Raw genomic sequence first — 21,480 nt, 5'->3', positions numbered from 1 at the left:
TTTGGATTCCTTATATAACAAAGCTTGGCATACTTCTTGCAAAGTAAATATCTGAATATTTCAAAAAAAGGAGGAATGCAATTGATGAAAAAGAAAGTTGCTTTAGCGATACTGTTTTCTCTTATCATTGCTTTTGGACTGGCAGGCTGTTATGGAAAAAACAAGGATACTTCTCAACCAGCAGCATCAGATGGAAAAGAAAAAGGTCAAACGTCAAATCCTGAATCCCAAACTCTGAATTTATATGCCTCTAATGAAATTCCAACATTAAAAACAAATGGGATCATTGATGGGTTATCGGCAACCATGATGATGAATATTATGGAAGGCCTATATCGAGCTAATCCTGATCAAAAGCTTACCCCTGGAATGGCAATAGACCATGAAGTAAGTAAAGATGGCAAAACTTATACCTTCCATTTGAGAAAAGATGCAAAATGGAGTAATGGAACACCTGTAACTGCGCATGACTTTGTCTTTGCATGGCAAAGAGTACTTCACCCAGATACTCTTTCACCGCACGCATATGAATTAGATAATATAGTAAATGCAACTGAAATCCAGGACAAAGACAATGAACTTTATGGAAAGGTCGATGCCCTAGGTGTAAAAGCCCTTGATGACTACACGCTAGAAGTAAAGCTAAATAATGCCATTCCATATTTCCTTGAAACATTAACAAATGTTGTTTTCTACCCTCAAAATGAAGAGTATATTAAATCACAGAGCGACAAATATGCTTTAGAGCCAGAAAACTTAATTTATAATGGACCTTTTGTACTTGATTCATGGAAACACGAAGAAGGCTGGGTACTTAAGAAAAATTCAACCTATTGGGATGCTCAAAATGTAAAGCTTGAAAAAATTAACTATAAAGTGGTAAAGGATGTTTCTTCAGGTGTAAACCTTTATGATTCCAATGCTGTAGATGTCACAAATTTGTCGTCTGAATTTGTTGATTTATATCATAATCATCCAGACTTCCATACAACGATGAAAAGAGAAATCTATTTTATCCGCTTTAACCTAAAGAATAAGTATTTAAGCAATCCCAATATCCGAAAAGCAATTGATATGGGATGGGACAAGAAGGAAGCCGCTGAGAAAATTCTTAAAAATGGATCACTTCCCGCCTACTTTTTAATTCCTGAGAAAATGGTAACGCCTCCGGACGGAAAAGATTTCAGAAGCAAATACGGCAACTTTAATGCTGAAGGTATTGAAAAAGCTAAAGAATATTGGAAAAAAGGACTACAGGAATTGGGGACTGACAAGATTGAACTTGAATTCTTAAGCTATGATGACGGGCAGCGAAAGTCCGTTGCAGAATATATTAAAAACCAGCTCGAGAAAAACTTACCTGGTCTAACGATTAAAATTAATCAGCAGCCGAACAAACAAAAGCTCGCATTAGAAGGAAAGCAAGAGTATGATATGAGCCATTCCGGATGGCGCAGTGATATTGCCGATCCAAGTGATTTTATGTCTATTCACCTTTCCGACGGACCATATAACTGGCAAAGCTATAAAAATGCTGAATATGATCAGCTAGTAAAAAAAGCTCAAGTTGATTTTTCTGATCTAGCCAGACGTTTTGCCGATTTACAAGAAGCAGAGCGAATTCTAATCGAAAAAGATACGGCAATTTCACCTATGTATCAAGCAAGTGACGCCTACCTTGTCAAGCCATATGTAAAAGGAATTCTTTCACACCCTAATTCAACCTACAGCTATAAATGGACCTATATTGAAGGTAAATAAGAAAAGCGCAAGCGCCCTGGAGCTGGACAATTCTCAAAGTCAAAATTTATAAATTCTTATATTATAAGAAAAGCGAAAGCGCCTGGGGTATAAAAAAATCCCAGGCGCTGTTTATTAGATTGAAGCAATGAGGGTAAAAAGAAACATAATCCCTCCGGAAATTAGCAGAGAGTAAGTGATAGAAAAATGGCTAGTTTTTTTAACCGGAGGTCCTTTCAAGTTGCCAGTCTGCTGGGAAACATACTCTTCCACTTTTGAGATTTTCCTATAAAAAATAGTAAAACTATAGATGATCCCGTTAAACATTCCCCCTTTTAAAACGATTAAGCTGCCACCCAACATAAGAAAAAGAAGCGAGATGAAAAACAAATAATAGATAAATTTTGTCCATGACCCTTGATCTAACATCAAAGAAGCTATTGCAGACAAAGCCATGGAAGAAAGAATCAATTTACTCGTATTGCTAATAATAAGCCTCTCCTCCTTTATCCACTGTAAATCTATATGACTTCCGAATCTTTGTTTTTGAATTTACGATATTCCTGTTCTGTGCATGCCACCCAGTGGCCTTTTTTAACTTCCCGTAGTACAGGTTCTTCTTCCCCATTACGAGAAAGCTTGTCATCAAACTTAATTCGCCTGCGGGTACGTTCTGTATTTGGATCTGGAATTGGAATGGCAGATAAGAGCGATTTTGTGTAAGGATGCAACGGATTTTGATAAAGCTCATCACTTTCAGCCAGTTCAACAATTCTTCCTTTATACATAACACCAATCCGATCACTAATATATTTCACCATTGAAAGGTCATGTGCGATAAATAGATATGTCAGTCCTTTCTCCTTCTGCAGCCTTTTTAGTAAATTGACGACCTGCGCCTGAATGGAGACATCAAGAGCAGAGATTGGTTCATCTGCAATAATAAATTCCGGATTGACCGCTAACGCTCTTGCAATACCTATACGCTGACGCTGTCCCCCACTAAATTCATGAGGATACCGATTAGCGTGTTCCCGGTTTAAGCCAACTGTTTCAAGCAATTCATATACTCTTTCCATTCTTTCCTTTTTATTCGTATAAAGCTCGTGAATATCCATCCCCTCAGCAATAATATCTGCCACGGTCAAACGGGGATTTAACGATGAGTACGGGTCTTGAAAAATCATTTGGATTTTCTGATTAAGTTTTTGTAATTCACTGCCTGGCTTTCTTCCAAAAATACTTTCATTATTGTAGAGAATTTCTCCGTCTGTAGCATTATATATACGGCTAATGGTCCTTCCTGTTGTCGATTTTCCACATCCGGATTCTCCGACAAGGCCAAAGGTTTCTCCTTTATAGATATCAAAGCTTAGCCCATCCACTGCCTTTACGGATTGTTTTTTACCAATCGGAAAATATTGCTTCAAATTTTTTATTTCGAGGAGCTTTTCTTTTTTATCCGTTTTTTTCAATAATCTTTCTCTAGATTTCTCATTAGGCAAAGACTGACCTTGTTTTTTTAAATCTTCCGGAAGGATGACTTTAGGAGCCTTTTCATGCAATAGCCATGTTGCAGCATAATGGGTGTCCGATACTTTAAACATCGGTGGTTCTATACGAAAATCTATTTCCATCGCATATTTGTTCCGCGCCGCAAAGGCATCACCCTTTGGCGGATTCAAAAGGTCTGGAGGGGTTCCTGGTATGGTAATAAGTTCTTCACCACGATAAATTACATTTGGCATCGCGCCAAGAAGGCCCCAAGTATATGGATGTTGCGGGTTATAAAATATTTCATTCACTGTGCCGATTTCAATAATTTTCCCGGCATACATAACCGCTACACGATCCGCAATATTCGCAACCACTCCTAAATCATGAGTAATAAAAATGATCGAGGTCTCCATTTTTTTCTGAAGATTCTTTAATAGCTCTAAAATCTGAGATTGAATTGTCACGTCGAGTGCGGTTGTTGGTTCATCTGCGATTAGTATTTGGGGATTACAAGAAATGGCCATTGCAATGACGACACGCTGCCTCATTCCACCTGAAAACTGGTGTGGATAGTTAGAAATTCTCATTACTGCATTGGGGATTCCGACCATTTCAAGTAGCTCAATGGTTTTTTCTTTTGCTTTTTTCTTTGGCAGTTTTTGATGCTTTATAATACTTTCCATGATTTGCTTCCCAATAGTCATAGTTGGATTTAGGGAAGTCATAGGGTCTTGAAAAATCATCGAAATGTCAGAACCTCGGATATTTTGCATTTGTTTCTCTGTTAATGTGACGAGGTTTTTCCCGTCAAATAGAATTTCTCCACTTGTAATTCGTCCTGGAGGATTAGGTATTAATTTCATTAGACTTTTAGAGGTAACCGATTTTCCTGATCCCGATTCTCCAACAATGGCAAGAGTTTCTCCTTTATTAAGATGGAAAGAAACTCCCCTAACTGCTTTGACTTCCCCGGCATATGTGTCAAAGGACACTTGTAAATTTTTCACATCCAAAATTTTTTCCACAACCTTGCCTCCTATTTGCGCATTTTTGGGTCTAGGGCATCTCTAAGACCATCGCCTACCAAGTTAAAGCTGATCATAATCAAGCTAATAATGATTGCGGAAAAAGCGAGCATATGCGGATAAATCCGTAATAATTTATATCCATCATTTATTAATGTTCCTAAGGAAGCGATGGGCGGCTGAAGCCCAAGACCGATAAAGCTCAAAAATGCCTCAGTAAAAATAGCCGTTGGAATAGTGAACATGGTTGTAATGATAATTGGTCCCATTGAATTTGGGATTAAATGTTTCCAAATCATCCTCGCATTCTTTGCCCCTAGTGTTTTTGAAGCTAGAATATATTCTTGTTCCTTTAGCTTCAGCACTTGCCCACGGACAATTCGTGCCATTCCGACCCATCCAGTTATAACCATCGCTAACGTAATAGAGATGATCCCTGGCTGCAACACCAAGATTAGGAGAATAACAACAATAAGGTGTGGAATTCCTACTAAAACTTCAATAATCCTTTGCATCATATTATCAATACGGCCACCATAGTAAGCTGAAATGCCGCCATAGGCAACACCGACAATTAAATCAATGATCGCTGCTAAAAAAGCGATATATAAAGAAATGCGCGTTCCTTTCCAAATTCGTGTCCATAAATCTCTTCCTAAATTGTCCGTACCAAACCAGTAATAACCTGAAACTTTACTTTCCTTATATTTGTCCACTCCATGAATATCTACACCGTTAAAACCTATCCATGGAAAACTTTCTAAAATTGGTATTTTGGCTGGTAAATTGGCCCGTGATAAATTTTGCTCGTCGTAGCCGTAATGATTTGCATAAGGTCCAAATATGGCTAAAAGTAATATAAGAGTAATGAGGATTAACCCTGTAAATGCGGCTTTATTTTTACGAAAGCGCCTCCAAACATCCTGCCAGTATGTGTTCGCAGGACGTGAAATTTGCTCGGTAGAACTCCTGCTTTTTGCAGGTAGGAACATTTCATCTGTAAGCTCTTTATTTTTAATAATCATTATTTGACCCCTCCTGTTAATCTAATCCTTGGGTCGATAATTCCGTACAGGATGTCAACAATCAAAACAATTCCAATAAATAGGACGCTATAAAACAAGGTAACCCCCATAATCACAGGAAAGTCATTAGTCATAATGGATTTAACGAATTGCTCACCAAGTCCCGGAACACTAAAAATTTTCTCAATCACCAATGTTCCAGTTAGCAACGATACCGTCATTGGTCCCAATATCGTAACAATCGGGATTGCTGCATTACGCAAACTATGTTTTATGATTATGGAAAATCCGTTCAACCCTTTTGCCCGTGCCGTAACAATATAATCTTGTCCTAATACTTCAAGCATTTCGGTACGCATAAATCTAGCTATTGTTGCAATCACAAAAACAGATAACGAAATCGTTGGTAAAATTGAGTATTCAAATCCTTCCCAAAAGGCAACAGGCAGCCATTGCAAACGAACACCTACCCAATATTGCATTAATCCTGCAAACACAAAATTCGGTACCGATATTCCAATAACCGAAATCACCATTGCCCCATAGTCAATCGAGGTATTATGCCTAAGTGCAGCAATAATACCTAGAATAATCCCCAAAATGGTCCCAACTATTAATGATTGTGTCCCTAAGACCGCAGATGCCCCAATCCGTTCGCCGATAATATTTGACACTGACCGTCCATCATATTGAAACGAAACACCAAAATCACCTTTGAAGATATTTTTCATGTAGGTAATGTATTGAAGAGGGACAGGTTCATCCAACCCATATCTTTCATTCAATCTTTCTTTCTGTGATTCTGATAATCTTTCATCATTAAATGGTGACCCAGGCAATGTTTGCATGAGAAAAAAAGTAAAAGTTGCAATTACAAAAAAAGTGACCAGCATGTATCCTACTCTACTGAAAATATATTTTGCCAATTTTTCAACACCCCCATCATTAAAGGATCCCTGATTACTAATAGATTCATGCAAGTTCTGTACCATTTTAAGCTGCCAAATAGTATTATTTTGAATATTGAAATAATTAAAAGCAAACTATCCAATATCCATATTACGATCTTTGATATGGATATTGGATAGTATTCCAAATAATGTAAAAATACCAACAAATTAATACTAAAGCATCGGACAGCTCCTAGATAAAGAGGTTGTTTTGTGCGATTAAATCTTTTAATAGTATGAATTTACTTCCATTCTGTGTTTCTATTAAAAAGGAAAACCTAATCTACTAGGTAATCAGTGATAAAAAAGGAGAGTATAGTGTCGTAAACAGCAATTAGCTTTCCTTTTTTATCACAAAACTGTGCCTCTCGTTTCTAATTTATTTCAGGTTTACCCAAACACTCTTCACTTCAGTATAATTGTCAAGTGCATAGGAGCCCATTTCACGTCCGATGCCAGATTGTTTATAACCACCGAAGGCTGCGGCAGGATCTTCTAGGTTGTAATCATTGATCCAGACTGTACCTGCTTTTAATTTGTTTGATACTTTGAGCGCTGTTTTAATATCTTTTGTCCAAACACCTGCAGCAAGTCCAAATGCAGAGTTATTTGCTCTCTCAATCACTTCTTCAACCGTATCAAACGGCAAGACGACCACAACTGGACCAAATATTTCTTCTTTGGCAATCACCATTTCATCCGTGACATCCGCAAATACCGTAGGCTGTACGTAATACCCCTTATCTAATGCTTTTTCGCCCCCAGCAGCCAGCCTTGCTCCTTCTGCTTTTCCCTTTTCGATGTAATCAAGGACACGTTCTAGTTGTCTTTTCGAAACAAGCGGTCCCATATCGGATTCTTTATCCATTCCTGGACCCAGTTTTACCTTATTTGCTAGCTTTGCTAGTTTTTCAATGACATGTTCATAGTGTTTTCTATGGACGAACACACGGGAGCCTGCACTGCAATTTTGTCCATGGTTATACATAATTCCGTTAAAGGCCCCAATAATGGCTTCTTCAACATCTGCATCCTCTAAAATAATGTTTGGTGACTTCCCGCCTAGTTCTAACGTGATATTTTTAATCGTTTCGGCTGCTTGGCGCATAATATACTTTCCTGTAACCGTAGAACCTGTAAAGGCAACCTTATCAACATCGTGATGGTTAACAATCGCTGCCCCTGCTGTTTGACCGAATCCAGGGACGAAGTTGACAACACCATCAGGGAAGCCGGCCTCCAGAAAAAGCTGTGCTGTATATAATAGAGACAATGGAGTTTGCTCGGCAGGTTTTAGGACAATTGTACAGCCTGTCGCAAGGGCCGCACCCATTTTCCACGAAGCCATGGTCAACGGAAAGTTCCAAGGGATAATTTGACCAACAACACCAACCGGTTCATGCCTTGTATAGTTTAAATAATCTTTTGAAATCGGAACTGTCTGACCTAAAATTTTCGTTGCCCAGCCAGCATAATAGCGGAATTGTTCTACTGTTGCCGGAATATCATCTGCTAGTGCCACTTGGTAGGGCTTTCCGTTATCCAAAGCTTCTAATTGCGCGAGCTCTTCCTTATTTTCCTCAATCAAATCTGCAAGTTTGTAAATTAAGCGTGCTCTTTCGGCCGCGCTAAGTTCAGGCCATCGTCCTTTTTCAAATGCCCGGCGAGCGGCATCTACAGCTAAATGAACGTCTTCTTCTTGCGCTTCACTTACTAAGGCAAGCACTTCTTCCGTTGCCGGATTAATGGTTTCAAACGTTTTTCCACTTACAGCCGGTATAAATTTTCCGTCTATAAAAAGTTCAATTTTTCCCTCTAAAAACGCTTTCACTTTTGGTTTTAATTCAACCTGTGCTGTTAACATCGTTTATTCCTCCTTGCAATTTATACTTTTTATATATGCCGGGGGAACTTTCCCCCAGCACATCATTCCCGTGTTTTTTATGCTCTAGAAACGGCTGTTAAGCTCGCTAAAATGTCTTTTAGTTGTTGATCTTCCGCAGGTGTCAACCCTAAACGAGGATAACGGGAAGGTCCTCCTGCCTGGCCGTTCAGCTCCATCGCACGTTTGACAATTTGTACATATTTCCCTGACCCTTCTAGGAAGGCACAAAGTGGTAAAATGCTATTATTGAGCGCCCATGCCTCTTTTAACTCACCTTTTTGAAAATGTTCAAACATGTCTGTCACGAGCTTTGGTACAATGTTCCCTGCGACAGAAATCCAACCTGTTGACCCGACTAAATAAGACTCCATGACCAATTCTTCTGAACCGCAGAAAACCTCAAAATCCCCTTTTCCAAGTCTCGCCAAATCCCTTGCTTTACGGATATCGCCGCTTGATTCTTTAATGTGAGTGACTCTATCACACTCTTTTCCAATTTTAAGCATCAGCTCTGTGCTCATATCGACACCGGATGTAAACGGATTGTTGTAAAGCATAATCGGCACGTTCACCGCTTTAGATACTTCATTAAAATGGAAGTAAATTTCTTCTTCCTTCGGTTTGCAATAGTAAGGGTTAATGATCAGTGCACAATCAGCACCATGTGCCTCCGCTTGCTTCGAGTACTCAATTGTTTCTTTCGTTGTTTCCGCAGCCGTTCCAACAACAACAGGAATACGGCCATTCACTTCCTTCACGACCAATTCCACAATCTGGAATCTTTCTTCTTTTGATAAACTAACGAATTCTCCGGTACTGCCGTTGATCACAATGCCTGCGACCCCTTGATTTACGAAGTAGTTTACATTATTTTTTACTCCGTCCCAGTCGATCTCCTGTGCCACAGTCATTGGTGTGATCAATACGGGATACGCCCCTCTAATGGTTGTCATGTTCATTTCCTCCTCAAAGTTTTTTCTTTACCAGAATTGCCGCTAAGAAGTTTTTATTGATTCGATTTATTTCGAAAAATTCCTGATTACGTTAATAAAAACCCAGCCGCTAAAGGATCTGTCGGATCTAATACAAATGTTTGTAATCCTGTAATGAAGCCGCGGCTTGTCACCGCAAACTGGTAACCATTCTCCGTTTGTTCAGCTGCTTGTGCGGACAATCTGCTGTTGAAAATACTTTCATTCACAAGTCCCTGCTCCATACGTAATGCTCCTTTTGAGAGTAAACTTGTATAACAAGCTAGTGTCGGTCCAAAGCCGGGCGAACGCACGATAAACTGATCATCACGGAAGGTAACAGATCTAATTCGCTCCTCTCCAAGTGCAGAATCATCCAGTAAAATAGCAACTTTTACGGGGATGTCTGAATCAAGTGCCTGAAACACAGTCCGTCCCCATCTTTTTAATTCAGACAGATCCTCAACACGAATCTCGAAAGGAAAATCGCGCCTCTCAAACACCGCATATAATTGGTCTGCTTGTACTAGCGAAAACTTTGTATTGAATTGTGTATGAGAGAATGGGACATCAGTTTGGATTACTCGACACGGACCACTTTCCAGTTTCACAGAAACCACTTCTTCCTTTTCCATGACGGCGGTAACAGAAATCAAACCGGTGACCGTTTCGATTTTGTATTCACCTGATTTGTTTGATGGCAAATGACCGCATTCTAGTAAAGATGTAATAACGGCAACGATGCCGCCGTAATGAACAGGGACGGTTCCCTCATGGTTGAAAAAGAGAACGGCTACATCCGCTGACGGGCTAATCGGCGGAAGGGCAAGGCAGCCGTTTAGTCCAGCGAATCCACGCGGCTCGTTTAATAAAAGGTTTTTCTCCTCTTCATACATTAGTGGAAACTTTTCATACAGCTGCTCCAAGCTCCGATAATGGATAAATGGCACGTGATGAATAATGCGAAACGCCTCACCGGCTACATGTACATCCGTTGTTGAGTAAACTTTATGAATCTTCAATTCACGTCCTCCGTTTCATGTTCCATCGGGGGAATGAGCAGAAATCCTTCTTTAAGCGGATCTTCCTCATGGTAAAAGAACCGGTGCATGCCCATTAGCCAAGCAGATCCTGCAATTTTTGTCACTACTGCCTCTACGCCTTCCACATTGGTTGTTTCAAGAATGCGTCCTCGAAATAAAGAGCCGACAATGCTTTCATGAATAAATTCTTCGCCAATGGAAATTTCTTGATTGGCATAAAGCACGGCAAGTTTTGCTGACGTACCGGTTCCACATGGTGAACGGTCAATTCCACCTGGAGGAACAATGACTGTATTTTTCACATCCGCCTCTGTATGTGTTGGTTCAGTAAAAAATTCAACATGGGTCAGCCCGCGAATGAATGGATATTTCGGGTGAACAATCTCCGTTTTTTCATTAATCGTGTTTCTAATGGTGATGGCTTTTTCGATAATATGCGATGCATTCTCCGGTGTTAATTCCAGCCCAACCGATTTAGCATCGATGATGGCGTAAAAATTCCCGCCGTACGCAATGTCCGCATCCACTCGTCCAATCCCTTCCACATCAACGGAAACACTTTTTAAGAGAAAAGCAGGCACATTACAAAAGGACACCTCTTTCGCTTTGCCGCCTTCTACAGTAATATCCACTTCTACAAGCCCGGCGGGAGTATCCAATTTTAATGATGTGACTGGCTCTTGAATGGGGATTAGCCCTGATTCCACTAATGCCGTGCATACACCAATTGTGTCATGCCCACACATCGGCAAATAGCCTCCAGTTTCTATGTAAATCACCCCAAAATTCGCTTCCGGATGACAGGGAGCCGTGAGCAGGGCTCCAGACATTACATCATGGCCACGCGGTTCGTTCATTAACAGTTTGCGAATCCAGTCAAACTCCTCTTTCATATAGAACATTTTTTCAGACATCGTTGCTCCCACCAATTCCGGGAGACCGCTAATGACAGTCCTCGTCGGGTTCCCGCCTGTATGTGTATCAATCGTTGTAAATACTTTATGTGCCTTCACTCTGTTATCACCTTTTCTTTAAACCGATCAAAACAAAGTGGTTCAATCGGTATAGAAGTTTCTTTTTCATTGATCAGTTCTTCGATAATTTTCCCCGTGACCGCGGCTAAGCTAATTCCATCCCCTTCATGACCGGCCGCAATGTAATAATTCGGGATTTTCTCAACACGGGAAATGATAGGTAAATGGTCTTCTGTCCACGGCCTTAAGCCCGCATACGAACGGATCACCATCATATCCGCCATTTTCGGATAAAAACGGATGGCGCGATTAGCGATGCATTTAATGACCTCATGGTTTACCTTCGTGTTGAAGCCGACAAATTCCCGACTGCTTCCAATCAAAAAGTTTTGGCTTTCCGTTGGTTCGAAAACAAGGGCCACTCCGTATTTTTCTGTCATTGGGTCAACACGGCGCACCCCGCCGAATTTAGAAATCAAGTAACCGAACTCCATCACTTTGCGACATCCGACATGCTGCTGTCTTGAAGCTACGATAATATGTCCTTTTCTTGGTTCAATCGGGATTGAAAGGTCAAGCATCTCTCCAATTCTTGGTGTCCATACCCCAGCTGCATTGACAACATGATCGGCAGTAAAAACTCCATTTGATGTATCCACGATAAATGTACCATTTTCTTCTTTTTTCACTTGCCTTACTTCTGTTTGCTTCCAAGCCTTTGCTCCTTGTTTTTTCGCTTCCTCTAGCAGTGAAAAAGCAAGGAGATAGGGATTGACTGTAGAATCTGTCGCGCATTCCAATCCCCCTAACAAGTCATCTGCAAAGTAGGGAGATTCCTGGCGGATATCCTGGCGGTCAAGCATTCTGAAAGGAAGGCCAGCAGCTTTCTGGCGGTCGACCCATCTCTTTGCCGCTTCCATCTCTTCCTCTGACTCGCAAACAAGAATACTTCCCGCGGCTCGATACTCAAAAGAGTTTCCTAAGTCTTTGCTCAAATCATCTACTAAACGCTGGCTGAACAAAGACATCTGACTGTCAAAGCCTGGATCTTTATCAATCGCCAAAATATTTCCATCACAACGGGAAGACGTGCCGCTGACAAATTCCCCTTTTTCAATGATGGTTACATCTCTTCCATATTTAGAAGCATAATAGGCAATCGAACAGCCAATAATTCCCCCGCCAATGACTAAAACGTCACAATGCCTCACTTCCCTTTCCTCCCTTCGATTGATTGTCTACTTTCTAATAATGCAAGTAATGTGCCAAACAAAAACTCTCGGGCAGTTATTTCTAAATAGTAAAAATATTTTAAATATTTTATGATCCCGTGTATAATTACTTTTACAGTGTTAATAAATTTTTACACATATGGAGGTTATTATGGCATTTTCATTACCGCCAGTGAAAGTAATAATGAACGGTTGGCAAACATCGAACGAAGAACACATCATTGAACAGAAAAATGGAGAATTCTTTTATCGACTTTCCGAAAAGGCAATAGCCATTCCCTGCAAAGTTATGAAGGAGGATGATTCCTTCGATACCCTGATCCAGTCTTTTAATCGCCATGATGCGGTTGTTATCCTTGATAACAAAGGCCTTCCTGCCGCATGTATAACTGCTCCGCAAATAGTCGAATTCCTTCATAATGCTTTTAAACAATTGGAGGCATTTTATGAAGCAGTCATTCAAACAACGGATGCCTCCATTACGGTCATTGATGAACATGCACGCGTTCGCACATGGACTGAAGGTGCGGAAAAACTTTTCACAGTCAAAAAACAAGAGATCGTCGGTCAACATATTTCCGATTTTTTCGACCCCAATAAACTTGAAATCTTGCAAACACTATATAAAGGAAAAAGGATTACAGGTCAGTACCATCAGCCCCGGTCAGACCTGTTTGTATTAATTAATTCTAACCCCGTTTACTTCAACAACCGCATTATCGGCGCAGTGGTTTCAGAAACAGATGTTACCAATCAGGTCGTACTCAACGAAAAATTATTTAACATGACCACCGAAGTCCACCGTTTAGAGCAAGAAGTAGCAAAATATAAGGACTCTTCCGATCCGTTTAATTCCATCAAAGGAAAAAGTACTTCCATTCAAAGGACGGTTCATCTTGCAAGAAAAGTGTGTTCAGTTAAATCAACGGTACTGATTTTAGGCGAAAGTGGTGTTGGAAAAGAAGTGTTTGCCAAGGCCATTCATGATGGTAGCGAAGAGCCGAACGCTCCGTTTATTTCTATTAATTGCGGGGCGATACCCGCTTCATTATTTGAAAGTGAGTTATTTGGATATGAGCGTGGTGCCTTCTCCGGTGCCGACATAAAAGGAAAAAAGGGAAAAATTGAATTAGCAAAAGGAGGTACTTTGTTTCTTGACGAAGTAGGCGAAATGCCGCTTGAAATGCAGGTAAAGCTGCTGCGTGTGTTACAGGAGCGGAAATATTATCGTGTCGGCGGCGAAAAAGAAATCATTGCTGACTTTCGGGTAATCGCTGCGACGAACCGCGATTTACATGAATTAATGCAAGAAGGCCGGTTTCGTGAAGATTTATATTATCGCTTAAACGTCGTTAGTCTCCACATTCCTCCTTTAAGAGAGCGGCACGAAGATATTATCGAATTGACCCATTTCTTTTTAAATGATTTTTCACAACGCTATCAACGCCCGATTTATGAATTTTCACCAGATGTCATGCAGGAACTGCTCCGTTATCATTGGCCTGGGAATATTCGTGAACTTCGCAATATTACTGAACGGCTCGTTGTCTTTGCGACTGATGGTGTCATTAGAAAAGATTATTTACCGTTTTCCGCAGGTAGCGCGGGCCTTGAAAACAACAACATAATGATTTCATCCAATACCCCTAAAGAAAAGGATGATACCATTTTATCGCTGCAGGAAGAAATGGATCAGTACGAGAAAAAAATAATTGAAAGAGCCTTGCGGATTGTTGATGGGAACAAATTGGAATGCGCGAAACATCTTGGCATAACACGGGCCACTTTATACAACCGATTGAAACGTCTCGGCATAAAATAATCCCTTTTCCCCTCTAAGTTGGTACGATTATTGCATAGTAATTTAATATAAGAAAAATTAGAGGGGGAAAAGGGAATGGCAAAAATGGGGGATATTGTTATTTGCCGTTGTGAAGAAGTTACTTACGGACAACTTCAATCAACAGCAGATAAACATAAATGCACAGCGCGAGAATTAAAACTAAGAACAAGGGCGGGTATGGGCTTTTGCGGCGGTCGTACATGCAGGCCTTCATTGGACAGAATCATAGAAAGTGTTATCCCAAACACAGCTCAGGGTGAAATTCCGTTAAAATACCAGCCCCCGATCCGGCCGGTGACGTTTGGAACGGTGGGTGAAAACCAATGACCAGAATCATAGACCATCCAATCTTAGGGAAACTAGATGACCGAGAAATCATTACCTTTCAGTTTGACGGAAATACATATGAGGCATATGAAAGTGAAACAATTGCAGCCGCTCTTTTAGCAAATGGGATCAAAAAACTGCGTGTTCATGAAGGATCCGGGACACCTCGGGGGATTTATTGCAACATCGGCCACTGCATGGAATGCCGTGTAACGGTCAATGATCAAGCGAACGTAAGAGCCTGCCTAACGGTTGTAAAGAAAAACATGGTTGTTGAAAGCGGCAAGCAGCATCCAAACATTGTCAAAAGGATGGTGGAGCAGCCATGAGTGAGGTGATCGTGATTGGAGGCGGACCGGCAGGATTAGCAGGCGCCATTGCCTGTGCCAGTTTTGGGCTCCATGTAACCGTCCTTGATGAATTTATTAAGCCAGGCGGCAGATTGCTTGGACAGCTTCATCAGGAACCTTCCGGTGAATGGTGGAATGGAATGAAAGAGTCAGAACGCCTTCATCAGGAAGCATGGAGATTATCGGTCGATATCCGTTGCGGTGTTTCTGTTTACAATCTAGAAAAAGAAAATGACCTCTGGCATGTGTACACAAATTCAGGAACATTGACGGCACCATTTGTGTTAGTGGCAACGGGTGCCGCTGAATATCCGATCCCGCTCCCCGGCTGGACTCTTCCCGGTGTGATGTCGATTGGGGCTGCTCAAGTGATGACAAATGTTCACCGCGTCCAAGTCGGTAAAAAAGGAATCATTATCGGGGCGAATATTTTAGCCTTTGCGATTTTAAATGAATTACAACTGGCCGGTATAACTGTCGATCGCATTGTTCTCCCTGAGAAAAACCAGATAAGTCAAAAAGCAGGTGAGCCGGAAGAGGTCCTGAAATCGCTGTTAAATGCGGCCCACCTGGCCCCGTCACCACTTTTACGCTTTGGAAGCCGTTTTATGAAAAAGGACTGGATAAGAAAAATGGGATTAAACTTTTATCCCAAAAATGGGATGAAGGTAAACGGTACGCCGCTCCAAATTCGCAAGGCTGCAGTAGAAATTATCGGTCAGGATTACGTAGAAGGAGTACGAGTTGCTGATATTGACGAAACTGGTCAGATTATTGCCGGTTCCGAAAAAATTTATGAGGCGGATTTTGTTTGTATCGCGGGTGGCTTATATCCACTTGCAGAACTGACCGCTGTCGCCGGATGCCCGTTTCAATACATACCAGAACTTGGCGGCCATGTGCCACACCATTCAGAAACGATGGAAACCCCTCTTGAAGGGCTTTTTGTAGCCGGCAATATCACTGGGATTGAGAGTGGAAAAATTGCCATGGCCCAAGGAACTACCGCAGGCCTTTCCATTGCCAAACACGCCAGAAAAGGAGCGGACACCCTCGACGAACAGCTGCAGCAAGCTGTAAAAAACGTCCGTACCGTCCGGCAGCATGCTGCGATTCAATTCAATCCTGAAATCGACAATGGCAGAAGCAAGATGAACCAGCTTTGGGAAGATCACTATGCCAATAACGGCGAAGTTTCCCGGAAAAGAATCGGGTGAAAGAAAAATCAGCGGCCAGAACGGCCGCCGGTTTTTTTGGTCCATATTCTAAGTTTTTCCCCACACATGTTTATATCATCTCAGTTTTTTTCACCTTTTCATTTCTCATTTATTATCACTTTTATAGTAAAAAAAACACATTCTAAAATACCTAGTAACTGAAAATATTGTCAGAAAATTTTATACTTTCAGATATAAATCTATTAATATATTTCATGAAGATGAACAACTATGATATTGACTCCATAAAACTAAAGACAATGGATTAGGAAGGTCATTATGATTGACGGTTATCTACTAGCTCCCTGTACAGAGCAGTGAAACCTCTTTCTTTTGAAAACCCTTTCATTAAGGAGGTGAGTTAATAACTGTAGATTGTTAAACATTTACCGTAGGAACTGAACTGGTTAAAAAGGTGCAATTTTTTTAAAAAATAACCAAGGGGGATTAAAATGAGAAAACATTCCATGATCGCATTAGGTTTTGTGCTTGTACTGTCACTTTTTTTAAGCGCTTGTTCAAGTAAAACTGGCTCTGGGGATAATGCAAGCGGAGATGAGATTTTAGTAGGGGTCCTCCTGCCTGTAACAGGAAATAATGCTACAGACGGGAAAGACATGTTGAATGCAATGAAAATGGCAGTTGAAAAGATTAATAGTGACGGCGGAGTTTTAAAGAAGAAAATTAAATTAGAAGTAGCAGATGATGGCTGTGACCCGCAAATGGCAACGACTGCGGCAAACAAGCTTGTGTCCAAGAAAGTAGTGGCTATTGTCGGTGGTTATTGCTCGGGGTCGACATTGCCGGCATCAGGTGTTTTTCATAATGCAAACATCCCGATGATTGTAGCCGCAGCCAATTCATCAGAATTACCTAAACAAGGGTATGACACTTTATTTTTAATAAACGGACTAGTCCCTGACCAGGCTCAATCCGGTGCTGATTATTTTAAGGATAAAGGTGCTAAAAATATTGCGATTATCCATGATAACTCTGCCTATGCGAAGGATTTGGCAGATTTCGCAAAAAAATCAGTTGAAGAAAATGGCGGAAAAACCATCGCCTTCGAAGCCATCAATCCCGAAGAAAAAGACTTTGGTTCATTGATGACAAAGTTAAAGTCGCTTAAACCTGACGGAACCTACTTTACAGGGTATTATGCAGCCGGTGGCCTTATGCTAAAGCAATTTAAACAAAAGGGTGTTTCGGGTTCATTTATGGTCGGTGATGGAAGTTACTCACCGGATATTATCCAAATTGCCGGTTCTGAAGCGGCGAATGATCTGTTAGTAACCGCAACACCAACAGCTAATTTCATTCCGGGAGCAGAAGAATTTGTCAATAATTATAAAAGTAAATACAACTTGTCCCCTGGACCGTTTTCTGCCCTTTCCTACAACGGCATGAACCTATTAGTTGATGCCCTAAAAAGAGCGGATTCCACTGACCAGGATAAGTTAAAAAAGGCTTTAAAAGAGACAAAAGCATTTGAAGGAATTGGACAAGTAATTGAATTTAGTGACAAAAATACTTTGAATCAATCAAACTTCCACGTTATGAAGGTAGTTGGTGGAGAATTCACGTTAGAAAAATAGAGTAGATCACTCGTTGGGGCCATTTACATGTTATTTTGTTAAACAGCTCCAACGATATTCATTCTTTTACAAGCAAATACAGCGGAAGAGAGTGATAAAATAATGGATGTTTTTTTACAAATATTCTTTGATGGACTGGTTATGGGTGCTTTTTACAGTTTAATTGCTTTAGGATATACGATGGTATATGGGATTATCAAACTGCTAAACTTTGCACATGGTGATTTTTATATGCTTGGTGCTTTTATAGGCTATGCACTGCTTTCCTTTATTACTGGCGACGGCGGACTAAATGCCGGCTTACTAGGCATTGGGGCTGTTTTTATCATAACCATGATCATTGTTGGCCTCGCCGGAATAGGTGTGGAAAGAATTGCTTATCGTCCCCTGCTCACGGCCCCAAGACTTTCTATCCTTATTACCGCAATCGGAGTTTCTTTATCATTAGAGTATGCTTCCATGATTGGATGGGGAGCTTCTTATAAGGTATACCCGATTAAATTATCTAAGAACGGATTAGAAATTATCGGTGCGCAAATCTCGTTTGCTCAAATCGGATTGATTGTCCTATCTGCCCTTCTGATGCTTGGGCTTCGGCTATTTATTGAAAAAACTATTTATGGGAAGGCGATGCGTGCTATAGCATTGGATCAGTCAGCTTGCAGCTTAATGGGGATCAATGTTTATCGCATTATTTCTCTTACTTTCTTTATCGGAGCATTTTTGGCTGCAGGTGCAGGAATCATGTCGGGAGTTTATTACGGAACCATTAATTTTATGATGGGCTTCATCATTGGATTGAAAGCGTTCACAGCTGCTGTTTTAGGTGGGATTGGAAATATTACCGGTGCCATGATAGGTGGCTTAGTTCTTGGTCTTGTCGAGTCCTATGGTACGTATTACCTAGGTGGTTCTTGGAAGGATGTATTGGCGTTCGGAATTCTCATTTTATTTTTAGTGTTTAAACCTACAGGAATACTTGGTGCAAAAGAAATGGAGCGGATGTAAGTATGAAAAAGTATAAGAAGCATTCTCTTTTGCTGCTAGTCATCGTCATGTTCATTCTTCCACTCCTTCTAGATATTTATTGGCTTGATGTCTTAACACTCGTTCTATTTTATGTCGTCCTTACACAAGGATTAAATATAGTAGTAGGCTATACAGGTCTGCTCGACTTGGGCTATGCCGCATTCTTCGCCGTTGGTGCCTATACGACAGCGATATTAATGACTACTTTCCATTGGTCCTTCTGGTTAACACTTCCTGTCGCTGCACTGTTTGCTGCTGTCGCTGGAATCATTGTTGGCACACCAACACTAAGACTAAGAAGTGATTATTTGGCCATTGTTACCCTTGGCTTCGGTGAAATCGTGCGAATATTAGCGATAAATTTAGATATTACAGGATCATCATCAGGGATTTATGGGATCCCTAGACCAACCATCGGCAGTTACGTACTGTCATCGCAACAGGATTTTTATTATTTGATTCTGATTGTCGCCATCATATCTGTTCTTGTTGTCTATCGATTAGGTCATTCTAGAATTGGTCGTGCATGGGTTTATATCCGTGAAGATGAAGATGCCGCTGAGGCAATGGGAATCAACCGCATTCGCCTTAAATTATTATCCTATGCAACAGGCGCTGTCATTGGCAGTTTAGCCGGATCTATATTTGCGGTAAAAATGAGTGCCATCGCACCATTAAGCTTTAGCTTTCTACAATCGGTTATGATTCTCCTTGCGGTTGTATTAGGTGGACTAGGCAGTATTCCAGGGGTTGTCATTGGTGCTGCATTAGTCATTGTCCTCCCTGAAGTTCTGCGCGGGGCAGAAGATTGGCGTTATTTAATATTCGGTGTAGCCTTAGTCATTATGATGATTTTCCGTCCTCAAGGTATATTACCGAAAAAATATGAAACAGAGGATCGTTCCGATCTTGATGAGAAAGAAGAGACGAATGATAAGGACCATTCTATGTCTGTTTAATTAATTTTACCTAATAACTCCAGATAGGGGGTACTGCATGTCTATTTTAACTGTCAAGAATCTAAAACTTCAATTTGGCGGACTACTAGCGGTGAATGATTTGTCTTTTACTGTTGAAAAAAACACGATTTCCAGTATAATCGGTCCAAATGGCGCTGGAAAAACATCGGTATTTAATATGATTACCGGATTTTATCGACCAACTAGCGGTGAGATTGAATTAGACGGTACTAGTTTAATAAATAATAAACCTAGTCAAATAACAAAATTAGGGATGGCCCGCACATTTCAGAACCTTCGTTTATTTCCTAACCTTTCCGCATTAGATAATGTAAAGTCAGGGATGCATTGCCGAACAAAAGAAGCAGTTTGGGGGGCATTATTCCATACAAAGAGCCAAAAAGAAGAAGAAAGATTAATAGAGGAAGTGGCGCAGGAGTGCATTGATTTTGTTGGGGTACGTAAATATATGAAAAGATCGGCAAAAAATTTGCCTTATGGTGCCCAACGTTATTTGGAAATTGCCCGTGCCTTAGCCACAAAACCGAAAATATTACTTCTGGATGAGCCGGCTGCTGGCTTGAACTTTGAAGAGAAGCAATACTTGATTCAGCTTATTCGGCGTATTCGCGATGAATTCAATATTACCGTGCTAATGATTGAACATGATATGGGATTGATCAAGGAAATCTCTGAAAATATCACTGTCATTGATTATGGCTGTAAAATTGCGGAAGGAACCCCTGATGAGGTGCTGAAAAACGAAAAGGTGATTGAAGCTTACTTAGGAAAGGAGGATGTGATATGAAGTCCTTGTTAAAACTTACGAATGTAAATTCCTACTATGGAAAAATTCGTGCGTTAAATAATCTAAGTTTGGAAATAAACGAGGGAGAAATAGTCGCCTTACTTGGCAGCAACGGAGCGGGCAAAAGTACGACTCTTAAAACGATTTCCGGGCTTGTTAAACCAAAATCTGGCGAAATAGAATGGAACGGGCAAAGTTTGGTCGGTGTTCCCCCACATAAAATTGTGGAATCAGGGATTATTCATGTGCCTGAAGGCCGACGAATCTTTGGGGGACTAACCATCACAGAGAACCTGGAATTAGGTGCCTTTACCTTCAGAAAGAACAAGAAATGGGTGAGAGAAGGAATCGAACGCTCTTTTGATCTGTTCCCTCGATTAAAGGAACGGGCGAAACAGCCAGCCGGTACGCTAAGCGGCGGTGAACAGCAAATGCTTGCCATCAGCCGCGGTCTCATGGGCGACCCGAAGCTTCTCATGCTGGATGAGCCCTCGATGGGACTGGCCCCTATCATTGTTCAAGAGATTATGAGAATTATCAAGGAGATCAACAAACAAGGAACAACCATTTTGTTAATCGAGCAAAATGCAAAGGCTGCACTAAGGTTGGCGAACAGAGGTTATTTAATTGAGATAGGAAATATCATCATGCACGATACAGCCGATGTCTTACGTATGGACGATAAGATTATTAAAGCATATTTAGGTGCCTAACCACGTTTTGGCCGTTTTTGATAAACATTTTATCAAAAGCGGTTTTTTCATTCCATTATTTATAAAATGTTCTCTAGAACATACGCTCTCTTCTTCTCCAAATTTCGCCATTAGAATAGGCCTTTTAGAGCATTTACCTTTTTTTCCAATTTCCACTTGCAAATTTAATTCTATTTCTACTATAATTATAAACAAATTATATTTATAAAATTTAGAAAAATCTGTATTCAAGGAGGTGAGTAAGCAAATATCCTTTTCAACCATCAGCCGCAATCTAGTTTTTTCTTCAGCACATGA

At 40.7% G+C, this 21,480-nt stretch carries 20 protein-coding genes; 10 read left to right on the top strand and 10 right to left on the bottom strand.

Annotated elements, in window-relative coordinates; translation table 11 throughout:
• Nucleotides 1–84: 84 nt before the first annotated feature.
• Nucleotides 85–1,761, top strand: a complete 1,677-nt coding sequence (locus tag M5A78_RS10655) for a peptide ABC transporter substrate-binding protein (protein WP_248735264.1) — start codon at nucleotides 85–87, stop codon at nucleotides 1,759–1,761.
• A gap of 114 nt (nucleotides 1,762–1,875) precedes the next feature.
• Here the strand turns inward: M5A78_RS10655 and M5A78_RS24920 are convergent, their stop codons facing one another.
• The 9 genes from M5A78_RS24920 to M5A78_RS10610 all read right to left on the bottom strand — a co-directional run bounded on the left by M5A78_RS24920 (nucleotide 1,876) and on the right by M5A78_RS10610 (nucleotide 12,321).
• Entirely contained in the window at nucleotides 1,876–2,169 is a 294-nt protein-coding gene (locus M5A78_RS24920) for a DUF3899 domain-containing protein (protein ID WP_406603687.1), read from the bottom strand.
• Between the two features lie 92 nt (nucleotides 2,170–2,261).
• A complete protein-coding gene (locus M5A78_RS24800) occupies nucleotides 2,262–4,262 on the bottom strand; it encodes an ABC transporter ATP-binding protein (RefSeq protein WP_319942280.1) in 2,001 nt (666 codons plus the stop codon).
• Between the two features lie 11 nt (nucleotides 4,263–4,273).
• The gene (opp3C, locus tag M5A78_RS10640; protein ID WP_248735249.1) at nucleotides 4,274–5,287 is read right to left on the bottom strand and encodes an oligopeptide ABC transporter permease; all 1,014 of its coding nucleotides are present in this window, start codon (nucleotides 5,285–5,287) and stop codon (nucleotides 4,274–4,276) included.
• Complete coding sequence (gene opp3b, locus M5A78_RS10635; protein ID WP_264760452.1) at nucleotides 5,287–6,213, bottom strand: oligopeptide ABC transporter permease; 927 nt, start codon at nucleotides 6,211–6,213, stop codon at nucleotides 5,287–5,289. Before opp3b ends, opp3C begins: the two co-directional genes overlap by 1 nt.
• Nucleotides 6,214–6,616: 403 nt before the next feature.
• The gene (locus tag M5A78_RS10630; protein WP_248735248.1) at nucleotides 6,617–8,101 is read right to left on the bottom strand and encodes an aldehyde dehydrogenase family protein; all 1,485 of its coding nucleotides are present in this window, start codon (nucleotides 8,099–8,101) and stop codon (nucleotides 6,617–6,619) included.
• Between the two features lie 77 nt (nucleotides 8,102–8,178).
• Nucleotides 8,179–9,075 carry a 4-hydroxy-tetrahydrodipicolinate synthase gene (dapA, locus tag M5A78_RS10625; protein ID WP_248735247.1) on the bottom strand — a complete coding sequence of 299 codons (897 nt, stop codon included), beginning with the start codon at nucleotides 9,073–9,075 and terminating at the stop codon, nucleotides 8,179–8,181.
• Between the two features lie 86 nt (nucleotides 9,076–9,161).
• The gene (locus M5A78_RS10620) at nucleotides 9,162–10,115 is read right to left on the bottom strand and encodes a proline racemase family protein (RefSeq protein WP_248735246.1); all 954 of its coding nucleotides are present in this window, start codon (nucleotides 10,113–10,115) and stop codon (nucleotides 9,162–9,164) included.
• Nucleotides 10,112–11,149, bottom strand: coding sequence for a proline racemase family protein (locus M5A78_RS10615; protein ID WP_248735245.1), 1,038 nt, complete (start codon nucleotides 11,147–11,149; stop codon nucleotides 10,112–10,114). Before M5A78_RS10615 ends, M5A78_RS10620 begins: the two co-directional genes overlap by 4 nt.
• Nucleotides 11,146–12,321: an NAD(P)/FAD-dependent oxidoreductase gene (locus M5A78_RS10610; RefSeq protein ID WP_248735244.1), complete on the bottom strand. Its 1,176-nt coding sequence runs from the start codon at nucleotides 12,319–12,321 to the stop codon at nucleotides 11,146–11,148. Before M5A78_RS10610 ends, M5A78_RS10615 begins: the two co-directional genes overlap by 4 nt.
• A 205-nt stretch (nucleotides 12,322–12,526) precedes the next feature.
• Between M5A78_RS10610 and M5A78_RS10605 the strand changes: the two genes are divergently transcribed.
• The 9 genes from M5A78_RS10605 to M5A78_RS10565 all read left to right on the top strand — a co-directional run bounded on the left by M5A78_RS10605 (nucleotide 12,527) and on the right by M5A78_RS10565 (nucleotide 21,183).
• Nucleotides 12,527–14,164: a sigma-54 interaction domain-containing protein gene (locus tag M5A78_RS10605; protein WP_454786404.1), complete on the top strand. Its 1,638-nt coding sequence runs from the start codon at nucleotides 12,527–12,529 to the stop codon at nucleotides 14,162–14,164.
• A gap of 75 nt (nucleotides 14,165–14,239) precedes the next feature.
• The gene (locus M5A78_RS10600; RefSeq protein WP_248735242.1) at nucleotides 14,240–14,512 is read left to right on the top strand and encodes a (2Fe-2S)-binding protein; all 273 of its coding nucleotides are present in this window, start codon (nucleotides 14,240–14,242) and stop codon (nucleotides 14,510–14,512) included.
• A complete protein-coding gene (locus M5A78_RS10595; RefSeq protein ID WP_248735241.1) occupies nucleotides 14,509–14,841 on the top strand; it encodes a (2Fe-2S)-binding protein in 333 nt (110 codons plus the stop codon). The genes M5A78_RS10600 and M5A78_RS10595 overlap by 4 nt, the downstream gene beginning before the upstream one ends.
• Nucleotides 14,838–16,079 carry an NAD(P)/FAD-dependent oxidoreductase gene (locus tag M5A78_RS10590; protein WP_248735240.1) on the top strand — a complete coding sequence of 414 codons (1,242 nt, stop codon included), beginning with the start codon at nucleotides 14,838–14,840 and terminating at the stop codon, nucleotides 16,077–16,079. The genes M5A78_RS10595 and M5A78_RS10590 overlap by 4 nt, the downstream gene beginning before the upstream one ends.
• A gap of 452 nt (nucleotides 16,080–16,531) precedes the next feature.
• Entirely contained in the window at nucleotides 16,532–17,674 is a 1,143-nt protein-coding gene (locus M5A78_RS10585; RefSeq protein WP_248735239.1) for a branched-chain amino acid ABC transporter substrate-binding protein, read from the top strand.
• A 102-nt stretch (nucleotides 17,675–17,776) separates the two neighbouring features.
• Entirely contained in the window at nucleotides 17,777–18,682 is a 906-nt protein-coding gene (locus tag M5A78_RS10580; RefSeq protein ID WP_248735238.1) for a branched-chain amino acid ABC transporter permease, read from the top strand.
• A 2-nt stretch (nucleotides 18,683–18,684) separates the two neighbouring features.
• A complete protein-coding gene (locus M5A78_RS10575) occupies nucleotides 18,685–19,662 on the top strand; it encodes a branched-chain amino acid ABC transporter permease (protein ID WP_248735237.1) in 978 nt (325 codons plus the stop codon).
• A 37-nt stretch (nucleotides 19,663–19,699) separates the two neighbouring features.
• A complete protein-coding gene (locus M5A78_RS10570) occupies nucleotides 19,700–20,470 on the top strand; it encodes an ABC transporter ATP-binding protein (RefSeq protein WP_248735236.1) in 771 nt (256 codons plus the stop codon).
• Nucleotides 20,467–21,183, top strand: a complete 717-nt coding sequence (locus M5A78_RS10565; RefSeq protein ID WP_248735235.1) for an ABC transporter ATP-binding protein — start codon at nucleotides 20,467–20,469, stop codon at nucleotides 21,181–21,183. The genes M5A78_RS10570 and M5A78_RS10565 overlap by 4 nt, the downstream gene beginning before the upstream one ends.
• Here the strand turns inward: M5A78_RS10565 and M5A78_RS10560 are convergent.
• Nucleotides 21,172–21,447 (bottom strand): hypothetical protein, encoded by a 276-nt coding sequence (locus M5A78_RS10560; protein ID WP_248735234.1) that lies wholly within the window; start codon nucleotides 21,445–21,447, stop codon nucleotides 21,172–21,174. The genes M5A78_RS10565 and M5A78_RS10560 overlap by 12 nt on opposite strands.
• Between the last annotated feature and the right edge of the window lie 33 nt (nucleotides 21,448–21,480).

Origin of the sequence: Neobacillus rhizosphaerae (assembly GCF_937468385.1) — a bacterium.
In the GTDB taxonomy this organism is placed as follows: Bacteria; Bacillota; Bacilli; order Bacillales; family Cytobacillaceae; genus Neobacillus; species Neobacillus rhizosphaerae.
Note: the sequence above shows the minus strand (reverse complement) of the source record. Positions and strands in the feature narration are given on the sequence as shown.

Coding starts and splice junctions, on each gene's coding strand:
- M5A78_RS10595 (WP_248735241.1), top strand. CDS start 14,509: ATGACCAGAATCATAGACCATCCAATCTTAGGGAAACTAGATGACCGA.
- M5A78_RS10575 (WP_248735237.1), top strand. CDS start 18,685: ATGAAAAAGTATAAGAAGCATTCTCTTTTGCTGCTAGTCATCGTCATG.
- opp3C (WP_248735249.1), bottom strand. CDS start 5,287: ATGATTATTAAAAATAAAGAGCTTACAGATGAAATGTTCCTACCTGCA.
- M5A78_RS10585 (WP_248735239.1), top strand. CDS start 16,532: ATGAGAAAACATTCCATGATCGCATTAGGTTTTGTGCTTGTACTGTCA.
- M5A78_RS10580 (WP_248735238.1), top strand. CDS start 17,777: ATGGATGTTTTTTTACAAATATTCTTTGATGGACTGGTTATGGGTGCT.
- dapA (WP_248735247.1), bottom strand. CDS start 9,075: ATGACAACCATTAGAGGGGCGTATCCCGTATTGATCACACCAATGACT.
- M5A78_RS10570 (WP_248735236.1), top strand. CDS start 19,700: ATGTCTATTTTAACTGTCAAGAATCTAAAACTTCAATTTGGCGGACTA.
- M5A78_RS10630 (WP_248735248.1), bottom strand. CDS start 8,101: ATGTTAACAGCACAGGTTGAATTAAAACCAAAAGTGAAAGCGTTTTTA.
- M5A78_RS10655 (WP_248735264.1), top strand. CDS start 85: ATGAAAAAGAAAGTTGCTTTAGCGATACTGTTTTCTCTTATCATTGCT.
- M5A78_RS10560 (WP_248735234.1), bottom strand. CDS start 21,447: ATGGTTGAAAAGGATATTTGCTTACTCACCTCCTTGAATACAGATTTT.
- M5A78_RS10590 (WP_248735240.1), top strand. CDS start 14,838: ATGAGTGAGGTGATCGTGATTGGAGGCGGACCGGCAGGATTAGCAGGC.
- M5A78_RS10605 (WP_454786404.1), top strand. CDS start 12,527: ATGAACGGTTGGCAAACATCGAACGAAGAACACATCATTGAACAGAAA.
- M5A78_RS10565 (WP_248735235.1), top strand. CDS start 20,467: ATGAAGTCCTTGTTAAAACTTACGAATGTAAATTCCTACTATGGAAAA.
- M5A78_RS10600 (WP_248735242.1), top strand. CDS start 14,240: ATGGCAAAAATGGGGGATATTGTTATTTGCCGTTGTGAAGAAGTTACT.
- M5A78_RS24920 (WP_406603687.1), bottom strand. CDS start 2,169: ATGTTAGATCAAGGGTCATGGACAAAATTTATCTATTATTTGTTTTTC.